This is a genomic window from Micromonospora sp. NPDC051543 (genome assembly GCF_044454415.1).
In the GTDB taxonomy this organism is placed as follows: domain Bacteria; phylum Actinomycetota; class Actinomycetes; order Mycobacteriales; family Micromonosporaceae; genus Micromonospora.
Genome location: NZ_JBITDT010000020.1, coordinates 98713 through 109102 on the forward strand (window position 1 = coordinate 98713; position 10390 = coordinate 109102).

General features: G+C 72.5%; 8 protein-coding genes. 4 read left to right on the forward strand and 4 right to left on the reverse strand.

The features are described 5' to 3' along the window. Positions 1-211: 211 nt before the first annotated feature. Together thiD and thiC are read left to right on the forward strand one after the other, a co-directional pair. Entirely contained in the window at positions 212-997 is a 786-nt protein-coding gene (gene thiD / locus ACIA3K_RS28250; protein ID WP_396804645.1) for a bifunctional hydroxymethylpyrimidine kinase/phosphomethylpyrimidine kinase, read from the forward strand. A gap of 17 nt (positions 998-1014) precedes the next feature. Then, a complete protein-coding gene (gene thiC, locus ACIA3K_RS28255) occupies positions 1015-2607 on the forward strand; it encodes a phosphomethylpyrimidine synthase ThiC (RefSeq protein ID WP_396804646.1) in 1593 nt (530 codons plus the stop codon). A gap of 91 nt (positions 2608-2698) precedes the next feature. Here the strand turns inward: thiC and ACIA3K_RS28260 are convergent, their stop codons facing one another. From ACIA3K_RS28260 to ACIA3K_RS28275, 4 genes are all read right to left on the reverse strand, one after another. Further along, on the reverse strand, positions 2699-5725 hold the full coding sequence (locus ACIA3K_RS28260; RefSeq protein ID WP_396804647.1) for a hypothetical protein: 3027 nt from the start codon (positions 5723-5725) through the stop codon (positions 2699-2701). A 76-nt stretch (positions 5726-5801) separates the two neighbouring features. Continuing rightward, positions 5802-6110: a cupin gene (locus ACIA3K_RS28265; RefSeq protein WP_355050737.1), complete on the reverse strand. Its 309-nt coding sequence runs from the start codon at positions 6108-6110 to the stop codon at positions 5802-5804. Then, positions 6107-7057: an LLM class F420-dependent oxidoreductase gene (locus ACIA3K_RS28270; protein ID WP_396804651.1), complete on the reverse strand. Its 951-nt coding sequence runs from the start codon at positions 7055-7057 to the stop codon at positions 6107-6109. The genes ACIA3K_RS28265 and ACIA3K_RS28270 overlap by 4 nt, the downstream gene beginning before the upstream one ends. 2 nt (positions 7058-7059) lie before the next feature. Next, the gene (locus ACIA3K_RS28275) at positions 7060-7845 is read right to left on the reverse strand and encodes an ABC transporter ATP-binding protein (protein ID WP_396804648.1); all 786 of its coding nucleotides are present in this window, start codon (positions 7843-7845) and stop codon (positions 7060-7062) included. 269 nt (positions 7846-8114) lie between these two features. Between ACIA3K_RS28275 and ACIA3K_RS28280 the strand changes: the two genes are divergently transcribed. After that, positions 8115-9146, forward strand: coding sequence for an ABC transporter substrate-binding protein (locus ACIA3K_RS28280; protein WP_355050735.1), 1032 nt, complete (start codon positions 8115-8117; stop codon positions 9144-9146). A gap of 129 nt (positions 9147-9275) precedes the next feature. Then, entirely contained in the window at positions 9276-10136 is an 861-nt protein-coding gene (locus tag ACIA3K_RS28285; protein ID WP_396804649.1) for an ABC transporter permease, read from the forward strand. Positions 10137-10390 lie beyond the last annotated feature (254 nt).

Below are 10390 nucleotides of genomic sequence, written 5' to 3' on the forward strand. Positions count from 1 at the left end.
GCGCGCCCACCAATCTCTCACTCCCCCCGCGCCCCGGGCGGTGCTCGACCTCGGGGTGGGGCGGGGGCCCCCGCCCCCCCGGGCCCCCCCCCCCCCCCCCGCGGGGGGGGCCCCCCCCCCCCCCCCAGCCCCCAACCGCGACCACAGAGGAAAGCCAGCGACGGAGTGGGCACGGTCGGCCGCAGCCCCAAAGCGCAACCAAAGAGGCAACATGACACCAAGAACAACCCTGACAATCGCCGGCTCAGACTCCGGCGGTGGCGCGGGCATCCAGGCGGATCTCAAGGTCTTCGCGGCGCTCGGCGCGTACGGCACGAGTGTCCTCACGGCGGTCACCGCGCAGAACACCCGGGGTGTCGACGCCGTCCTGCCGTTGCCGCCGCGCACGGTCGCGGAGCAGTTGGACAGCGTGCTCGCCGACTTCACCGTGCGCGCGGTCAAGACGGGGATGCTCGGCACCCCGGCCGTCGCCGACGTGGTGGCTCAGGCCGCCCGGGACGGTCGGCTACCCCAGCTCGTCGTCGATCCGGTGCTGGTCGCGACGAGCGGCCACCGGCTGGGCGTGGTGGGCGCGGTGGAGCGGCTGCTCCCGTACGCCCGGGTGGCGACGCCGAACTGCGCGGAGGCCGCGGCCATCACCGGACGCGCGGTGGACGACGTGGCGGGGATGGTCGTGGCCGCCGAGGCCCTCGCGGCCGGCGGCCCGGAGTACGTGGTGGTCACCGGCGGCGATGTCGCCGGGGACGAGGCGGTCGACGTGCTGTGCGGCGGCGGTGTCACCACCCTGCTGCGCGGGCCCCGGGTGGACACCCGGCACACCCACGGCACCGGCTGCTCGTTCTCGGCGGCCATCGCCGTGCGGCTGGCGCTGGACGATCCGGTGCCGGCGGCGGTGCGGGTCGCCAAGGAGTACGTGTACCGCGCGCTGACCGGTGGGCGGGGCTGGGAGCTGGGCACGGGGCGCGGACCACTGGACCACTTCGGCTGGTCCGTCTGATCACCAGGGAGGTTGTCATGCAGGCACGAGGCAAGGTGTACGTCGAGGGGTCGCGGCCGGATGTGCGGGTGCCGTTCGCGGAGGTGCCCCTGACCGGTGACCATCCGCCGGTACGGCTCTACGACACGTCCGGCCCCGGGTCGGACCCGGCGGTGGGGTTGCCGGCGCTGCGTGGTCCGTGGATCGCCGAGCGCGGTGACGTGGCCCCGGTGCGGGGCGCGGGCACGCCGCTGGCCGGCGCGGACGGTCGCCGCCCCACGCAGCTCGCGTACGCGCGGGCGGGGGTGGTGACGCCGGAGATGGAGTTCGTGGCGATCCGGGAGAACGTCGACCCGGAGCTGGTCCGGACCGAGATCGCCGCCGGTCGGGCGGTGCTGCCGTTGAACGTGAACCACCCGGAGTGCGAGCCGGCGATCATCGGTAAGGCGTTCCTGGTCAAGGTGAACGCCAACATCGGCACGTCGGCGGTCAGCTCGTCGGTGGCCGAGGAGGTGGAGAAGCTGACCTGGGCGACCCGGTGGGGCGCGGACACCGTGATGGACCTGTCCACGGGCAAGCGGATCCACGAGACCCGTGAGGCGATCGTGCGCAACTCCCCGGTGCCGATCGGGACGGTGCCGATCTACCAGGCGCTGGAGAAGGTCGGCGGCGACCCGGTGAAGTTGAGCTGGGAGGTGTTCGCCGAGACCGTCATCGAGCAGGCCGAGCAGGGCGTGGACTACATGACGGTGCACGCCGGGGTGCTGCTGCCGTACGTGCCGCTGGCCGTGGATCGGGTGACCGGGATCGTTTCCCGGGGTGGTTCGATCATGGCGGCCTGGTGCCTGGCGCACCACGAGGAGAACTTCCTGTACACCAACTTCGCGGAGCTGTGCGCGATCCTCGCGCGCTACGACGTGACGTTCTCGCTCGGTGACGGGCTGCGGCCCGGTTCGATCGCGGACGCCAACGACGAGGCGCAGTTCGCCGAGCTGCGCACCCTCGGTGAGCTGACGAAGATCGCCTGGGAGCACGACGTGCAGGTGATGATCGAGGGCCCGGGTCACGTGCCCATGCACAAGATCAAGGAGAACGTGGACCTCCAGCAGGAGTGGTGCCACGAAGCCCCGTTCTACACGCTCGGGCCGCTGACCACCGACATCGCGCCCGCGTACGACCACATCACCTCGGCGATCGGCGCGGCGATGATCGGCATGTTCGGGACCGCCATGCTCTGCTACGTCACCCCGAAGGAGCACCTCGGCCTGCCGGACCGCGACGACGTGAAGGCCGGCGTGATCGCGTACAAGATCGCCGCCCATGCTGCCGACCTGGCCAAGGGGCACCCCGGCGCGCAGGCGTGGGACGACGCGCTGTCGAAGGCGCGGTTCGAGTTCCGCTGGGAGGACCAGTTCAACCTCTCGCTGGACCCGGAGACCGCGCGCTCGTACCACGACGCGACGCTGCCGGCCGAGCCCGCGAAGACCGCTCACTTCTGCTCGATGTGCGGCCCGAAGTTCTGCTCCATGAAGATCACCCAGGAGCTGAAGGAGTACGCCGCCCGCGGCATGAAGGACAAGTCGGAGGAGTTCGTCTCCGACGGCGGGAGGGTCTACCTGCCGCTGGTCTGACGTTTGGCATGGTCAACCCCGGGTTCCGGGATGTCGGGGGCGTCCTGGCCGGCAGGAAGGCCCGGCTTCACGAAACCCGGGGTCGATCAGTTCAGTCGCGGTGGTGGCGGCCGGTGGAACGCAGCGAGCGACGGCCGCTCTCCTGCTCGGGCTCGTTGTCGGTGACCGGCTTGCCGAGGCCGGCGACCCAGTCGACGAACTCCTCGTCCTGCGAGGGCAGCGGCTCCGCCGCATCGGGCGCGGGTCGGTTCTCCTCGTCGGCCCGCACCCGGTTACGCCGGAACAGACCGCCGAGCCGCCCTCGCCGGGAGGACCGCCGCCCGTCGTCCGTGGACGTCCGCGCGGGGTCGTTCACCGGCTCGGCACTGCCGGCGGTGGTGGACGCGTCGCCCTGCTCCGGTACGACCGGAGTGATCGACGGCGGCACGATGGACCTCGCCAGGGCGGCCATCGCCCTGGCCTGGTCGGTCGTACCGGGGGTCTGGTCCGGCGTGCTGACCGCTGGTCCGGCCGTCGTGGCGGGCGATGCGCCCCCCTCGGGCGCGCTGGCGTACTGGTCCGGCGTACCGGTGCTCTGATCCGAACCTCTGGCGCGGCGGGTGGTGTCGAAGGCGTCCCAACTGGGCACTCGGCTCAGGTCGGGCAGGGGAGCCCGGTGCCGGAAGCGGGGCGTCCAATCGGCCGACTCCTCGGCGCTCGCGGGCGCATCCGCAGCCGACGGTTCCGGGTCGGTCGACGCCGTGGTCCACGACGGGGTGGCCGACCAGGCCGGCGCTGCCGGCGTCCAGCGGTCGGCCCCCGCGTCGCCCGCAGTCGGCTCGCCGAACAGCGAAGCGCCGGTGCCACCCTCGGGTTCGGTGCGGCGGTCCGCCCTGGACTCCGTGACGGCGGTCTCGGTGGGCAGGCCCGCACCCTCTTCGACGGCCGAGGGTTCCGCACCGGCGGTCCGTGTCGCTTCGTCGGGCGTGGCGCTCCCACTCTCGCCGGAACGGCGCGACGCGTCCTGGCCGAGCGGCTGGTCGGCGCTCGTCACGTCCCTGCCGGCGCGGGTCGTCCGCTTGGCGCGTCCGCCGGTCGTCGCCTCGGTGCTCGTACCGGTGATTGCCGGTCCGGCGGTGGCCGTCGCGCTGGTGTTCGTCCCGGTGGCTGCTGCCGTGCCGTCGTCGGTCGCGGTCGTCGAGGTGGCGGCCGGGACGGACTTCGGCTTGCGCGAGCGACGCGGCTTGGGCGTGGACGCGTCGGCGGCGCGGTCGCCCGCGCTGCCCCCGCTCTCCGTGCTCGGCGTGCCCGCCACGTCCACGACCTGCGGACCCGTGCTCGGCCCGGCCGCGTCCACGACCTGCGGGCCGGTGCTCGGCGTGCCGGCGTCGGCCACGACCTGCGGATCCGTGCTCGGCATGTCGGCCACGTCCATGACCTGCGGATTCGTGCCCTGCGTGCTCGGGGTGCCGGCGTTGGCCGCGACCGGATCGCCGCTGTCGCCCGCGCTCGGCGTGCCCGCGCCGCCCCTGGCCCGGGTGCCCGCCCGGCGGGCGACCGGAGTGACGGTGGTGCCCGCGAGCGGAGTGCCCGTTTCACCGGAGCCGTCCGTGTCGAGCGGGGCTTCCGTGCCGAGCGGAGCTTCCGTGTCGAGCGGCGCGTCCGTGGCGTTGATCGTCGTGCGGTCGCTGCCCGGCTTGTCCCGGCCGGTCGTCGCGCTGTCTGCCGCGCTGTCGCCGCCCACCTCGGGCGTCGGGCTGACGCCTGCGGTCTCGGGCGTGGTGGACGCCGCAGCGGTACGGGCCGGGTCGGCGGTACCGCCGGTCGCGTCCTCGTCGCGGCTGGACGGCTGCCGACCGGCGGTGAACTCGCCGGTCGGGTCGGTCAGCCAGGAGGCGCGGGCCGGTGAGCGGTCGTGCCGTCCGCCGGTGGCGAACGGGTCCGGAGTCGCGGCGTCCGCTGCCGACCCGGCGGCGTCGGACCGCTGGCGGGGGCCGGTGGGCCGAGGGGTCTCGCCCAGGCGCGTCGCCTCGGCGGGGATCGGGCCGTGCTGGCCGCTCGCCGTGGCAGACGGCCAGTCCCAGTGGGCGGGGACGGTGCGTACGCCGGTGGTGTCGTCACCGGCACGCGGACCCGGAGCCGTCTCGACCAGCTGGCCGCCGGCGTGCCCGGGGTGGTCCTCGGCCTGGTCTGTCGACGTCGCCGGCCCACCGCCCGGCAGCGTCGGGCCGGTGGGCAGCGGACGCAGGATGTCGGTGGGCGCGATCGCCTCGGAATCGGCGGCGCGGACGCCGACGGGCCAGCGCAGCAGGGCCGCCGCCGCGGCCCCCAGGGCGCCGGCGAGGACGGCGATCAGCGCGCCATAGTAGGGGGTCGTCTGGTAGCGGTCGATGGCGTCGCCGGGGCCGGCGGTCAGGTAGGCGAACGCCACCAGCACCGGACCCGCCACCCCGGTCGCCGCGCTGATCAGCGGGATCTGGCCGCGCCACCGGGCCAGGCCTGCGGTCGCCGCGCCCGCGAGCAGCGCCACCAGGGGCAGCACGAGCAGCGCCAGGCGCTGCGCGGCCGCGTCGTTGAGCCAGTCCGGTTCGAGTACGCCGAGTCGCACCGTGGGCAGCGGGCCGGCCGTGCCGAGCGACGGCAGAACGGAGACCAGCGCCAGCAGCCAGATCGTCCCGGCGACGGCCGCCATGTTCCAGCCCAGCTCCGGCCGGAGCAGTACGGCGATGGCCGCGCCCGCTCCGATGACCGCGCCGAGGATGGCGCAGATGCCGACCGCCCAGACCGGGTCCACCGAGATCAACTCGGCGGCTCGGGCGGGCTGCATGCAGAGCGGGGCGACGGCGGTGGCGCCGAGCGCGGCGGCGCCACCGATGGCCAGGTGCCGGCCGGTGCTGGCCGGCGGGGTGTCCCGGCGGGCCAGTCGTCCGGTCAGGACGGCGCCGGCCACGGCGGCGTTAGCGGCGAACCAGCCCACCCAGACGAGCTGGGCCGGCCACTGGTTGACCGTCGAGCCGGTGAAGGCGCCGGTGAGCCGGACGATGCCGAAGCCGTACGCGACGCCGAGTTGGCCGGCTCCGGCCAGCACACTCACCCCGAGCGCCGTGAGCAGCAGTCTGCCCCAGGTCCGATAGGCCATGTCGGGCACGTTACGCACCTGGTACACCCGATCGCCACCGGCGCGCCGCGCGGCGCGCCGGGGCACGCCGACGGGTCTACTTGAGTTCGACCAGTCGGGCCAGGTATGTCGTGTCCCCGACATTGGTGAGCATGTGTACCGCGCCGGGGTCGCGGTACACGACACCGCCGGTGGGCTCGTCGGCGTCGATCCGGGTCCCGTCGATCGTCTGCACGACGTTCTTCGCGCCCTGGATCGCCACCACCAGGTAGGGGTGGTCGTGCCGGTGCAGGGGCTGGCGCTCACCCGGTTCGAGCCGGATGTGCCAGACCCGGACCCGGTCGTTCTCGTACACGACCTCCTGGCCCACGGGCCCGAGTTCGGTGCCGTCGATCACGTCGGTCATCGTCCACCGTCCAGTTGGGGAAGCACCTCGGCGGCGATCAGGTCGAGGTGGTCGAGGTCGTCGAGGTCGGTGAGGCGCAGGTGCACCCGGCTCGCGCCGATCTCGGCGAACTCGCCGATCCGCTGCACCAGCTGTGCCGGCGAGCCGACCACCGGGTCCTCCGGTGGCAGCGCGCTCTTCTCGTGCAGGGGCGCGGCCCGTCGGGCGGCCTCCGCGTCGGTACGTCCGATGGCCACCACGATGCCGGCGGAGAGCACCAGCGGCGCTCGCCCGGTCTCGGCCCGACCGGTACGGTCGCACGCCTCCCGTACGCGGTCGTACGCCCCGGCGGTCTCGGCCACGGACTTGAACGGCATGTTGAACTCGTCGGCGTACCGGGCGGCCAGCTCGGGGGTGCGCTTGGGGCCGCGTCCGCCCACGATGATCGGTGGACCGGGTACCTGCGCCGGCTTGGGCAGCGCGGGCGCGTCCACCAGCCGGTAGTGGTCACCGGTGAAGCTGTACGTCTCGCCCACCGGGGTGGACCACAGCCCGGTGATCACCTCAAGCTGCTCGGCCAGCCGGTCGAAGCGCTCCCCGACGGCCGGGAAGGGGATGCCGTACGACGTGTGCTCGCGCTGGTACCAGCCGGCGCCGATGCCGAGGTCGACCCGGCCGCCGCTCATCTGGTCGACCTGCGCGACGAGCACGGCGAGGGGGCCGGGCAGGCGGAAGGTGGCCGACGTCACCAGGGTGCCGAGCCGGATCCGTTCGGTCTCCCGGGCCAGCGCGGCGAGGGTCAGCCAGGCGTCCGTCGGGCCGGGCAGGCCCGGGTCGTCGCCCATCGACTGGTAGTGGTCGGCCCGCAGGAATCCCTCGAAGCCACCGGCCTCGGCCAGTCGGGCGAACCGGAGCTGGGTGTCGTAGTCGGCACCCCGGTGCGGCTCGGTGAACACCGCCACCCGCATGGTCATCGTCCCTCCGCGCCGGCCGTGGCCGGCTGGTCGCGTTCCATCAACAACTCGTGCAGGTCGGCGCTGACCCGGGCGACGTCGGCCAGGTGGGCGTTGCGGCCCAGGGTGCGTGGACGGGGAATGGCCACCTCGACCACCTTGCGGATCCGGCCGGGGCGGGGGCTCAGCACGATCACCCGGTCGGCGAGCAGCACCGCCTCGTCGATCGAGTGGGTGACGAAGACGATGCTGGGCTTGTTCTCCATGTGCACGCGCTGGAGTTCGCCGGACAGCTCCTCGCGGGTGAGCGCGTCGAGCGCGGAGAACGGCTCGTCCATCAGCATCACCCGGGGTTCGCCGATCAGCGACCGGCACAGCGACACCCGTTGCTGCATGCCGCCGGAGAGTTCGTGCGGCAGCCGCTTCTCGAACCCGGCCAGGCCGGCCACGTCGAGCAGTTCCCGGGCCCGTTCGCGGTGCTTGGCGCGACTCCAGCCGAAGATCTCCACCGGCAGCAGGACGTTGTCCAGCACGCTGCGCCAGGGCAGCAGCGCCGGCCTCTGGAACAGCATGGCGATGTCGCGGCGGGGTCGCGTGATCGGCGTACCGGCCACGGTGATCTCGCCGGAGGTCAGCGGGAGTAGCCCGGCGATCAGCCGCAGCAGGGTGGACTTGCCGCAGCCCGAGCGCCCGAGGACGGCGACGAACTCGCCCTCGGCGACGTCGAGGTCGATGCCGCGCAGGGCTTCGACCTGGCCAGACCGGCCTTCGAAGGTACGCGACACCCCGGACAGTCGGATCATCTGCGGCGGACCTCCGCTGAGTGGACGGTCAGGAATCCGACAAAGGCTAGCCGCCCTGTTGACATGTCGCACCGTCCGGGGTCGTCGTCATGTTGTTTCCGATCCGCAACCCGGTACGCCTGGCGTCGCAACTGTGGGTTTCTCGTACGCTGTGCCCGCGAAGAGTCCCCTCACGATGGCGGTGCCCGGCTTGCCCCTCCCGCCGGTACCGCCGCGACAACCCCCTCCGGTGGCCTGCGGCCCCGGTCGGAAAGGACATGGTGCTACTGATGAGAAGGCTGACCCGTACGGTCGCTACGGCCGCGCTGGCCACTGCCCTCGCCCTCGTCTCCGCCTGCAGCAGCGGGTCGGACTCGTCCGACGACGCCAAGGGCGGCAAAGACGGAGCACTGGAGAAGGTGACCTACCTCACCTCCTTCGGCAACTTCGGCCGTGACTCCTACGCCTGGGTGGCGAAGGACAAGGGCTTCTTCAAGGAGGCCGGCTTCGACGTCGAGATCAAGGCCGGTCAGGGCACCGGCGGCGTGATCCAGACGGTCGTCGGCGGTCAGGCGGACTTCGGGCCGATCGACCTCACCGGTGGTCTGCTCCAGCTCGGCAACGGTCAGGCGAAGGACTTCACCGCCGTGGCCGCGATCCAGCAGCGCACGATGGCGGGCATCGCCACCGTCGAGGGCAAGAACATCAACTCGCCCAAGGACCTGGAGGGCAAGAAGCTCGCCGACACCCCCGGCTCCGTGGTGCGCAACCTCTTCCCGACGTACGCCCGGCTCGCCGGTGTGGACGCCAGCAAGGTGACCTGGGTCAACGGTGAGGCGCAGGCGCTGATCGGCACACTGGCCTCCGGCTCGGTGGACGGCATCGGCCAGTTCGTCGTCGGTCAGCCGACGATCGAGGCGGTGTCCAAGAAGAAGGCCGTCATGCTGCCGTACAGCAACGTGATGCAGGACCTCTACGGCAACGTGCTGATCACCTCCAGCAAGATCGCCAAGGAGAAGCCCGAGATGGTGAAGCGGTTCACCGCGGCGCTGCTCAAGGGCCTCGAGTACAGCCTGGCCAACTCCAAGGAGGCCGGCGAGATCCTGAAGAAGAACGTCGACGCCGCCAACCCGGTGGCCGCCGCCGCCGAGCTGGACCTGATGGCCGCGTACGTGCGCTCCGGCAACTCCGGCACCGCGATCGGCACGCTGGACAGCGGCCGGGTGGCGAAGAGCATCGCGATCCTGCAGGGCGCGGGCGCGCTCAAGCAGAACATCACCCCCGAGCAGATCATCGACTTCAGCCTCGCGCCGAAGGCCTGATCGTCCGGTCGTCACCAGGGGGTACGTTCCACCGGTCTCCGGTGGGGCGTACCCCCGTCGCTTGTCGGCCCTCGCGGACCGGCGAATCCTGTCGGTCCTTGCGGGCCGGCGAACAACGAGGAGGACAAGATGACCGACGTCCGCTCAGCCGAGCCGGCGGTGACGGTGCCCGCACCCTCGGGCGCCGGCCGCCCGGCGCGTCGGGCGGGTCGGGGCGCCGGCCTGCGCGCGGGGACCGGGGCGGCGCTGCTGCCCGCGGCCGGTCTCGTGGTCGCCCTGGCCGTGTGGTGGCTGGTGGCCCGGCTGGAGCTGGTCCACCCGGCCGCCCTGCCGCCGCCGGGGGACGTGCTCAGCGCGTTCGTCGACAAGCCCGCCCAGATGCTGGAGCACACCTGGGCCACCCTGCTGGAGATCCTGATCGGGTTCGTCCTGTCGGCCGCCGCCGGTGTCCTGATCGGACTCTCCCTGGCCAGCTCCCACACGGTCGAGCGGATGTTCACGCCGCTGCTGGTCGCGGTCAACGCCGTGCCGAAGATCACCCTGGGCCCGCTGCTGGTGGTGGCGCTGGGTTGGGGGCAGAAGCCGATCCTGACCATGGTGTTCCTGCTCTGCTTCTTCCCCATCGTGCTGTCCACCGCGACGGGACTGACCACCACGCCGGCCGACCTGGCCGAGCTGGTCCGGTCGTGGAACGCCTCCCGTTGGCAGGCGTTCCGCAAGGTGCGGTTCCCGGCGGCGCTGCCGCAGATCTTCGTGGGGCTCAAGGTGGCCATGCCGCTGGCGGCCATCGGCGCGGTGATCGGCGAGTTCCAGGCCGGGGAGAAGGGCCTGGGCTATGTGATCACCCAGTACGCGGGCGTCGGCGACACCGCCACCGCCTGGGCGGCCATCATGCTGGTGGCACTCGTCAGCATCCTGCTCTACTCCGCACTCGTGCTCGTCGAGCGGATCGCGCTGCCCTGGGTACGAGAAACCACCAGCAGCCGCTGACCCGGCGAGGCAATGGCGGCCAGGGCAGGTGGTCGGCAGACCACGCTGGCCGCGCTGGAGGATTTGTCCCAGAGGCTCGGTCAGCGACCGTGCCGGCGACGTCGTCCGGGCCGCGGGAGGCAGTTCCCAGAGTGAATCTTGGACAGTTTCCGTCATCAGGGCGGGCTCAACCGGTGGTTGCAACATTCAGGAGTTGGGCCATTTTTTCGCCGGGGGTGGCCCAGCTCAGGGTCATGCGGGGGCGGTCGTTGAGT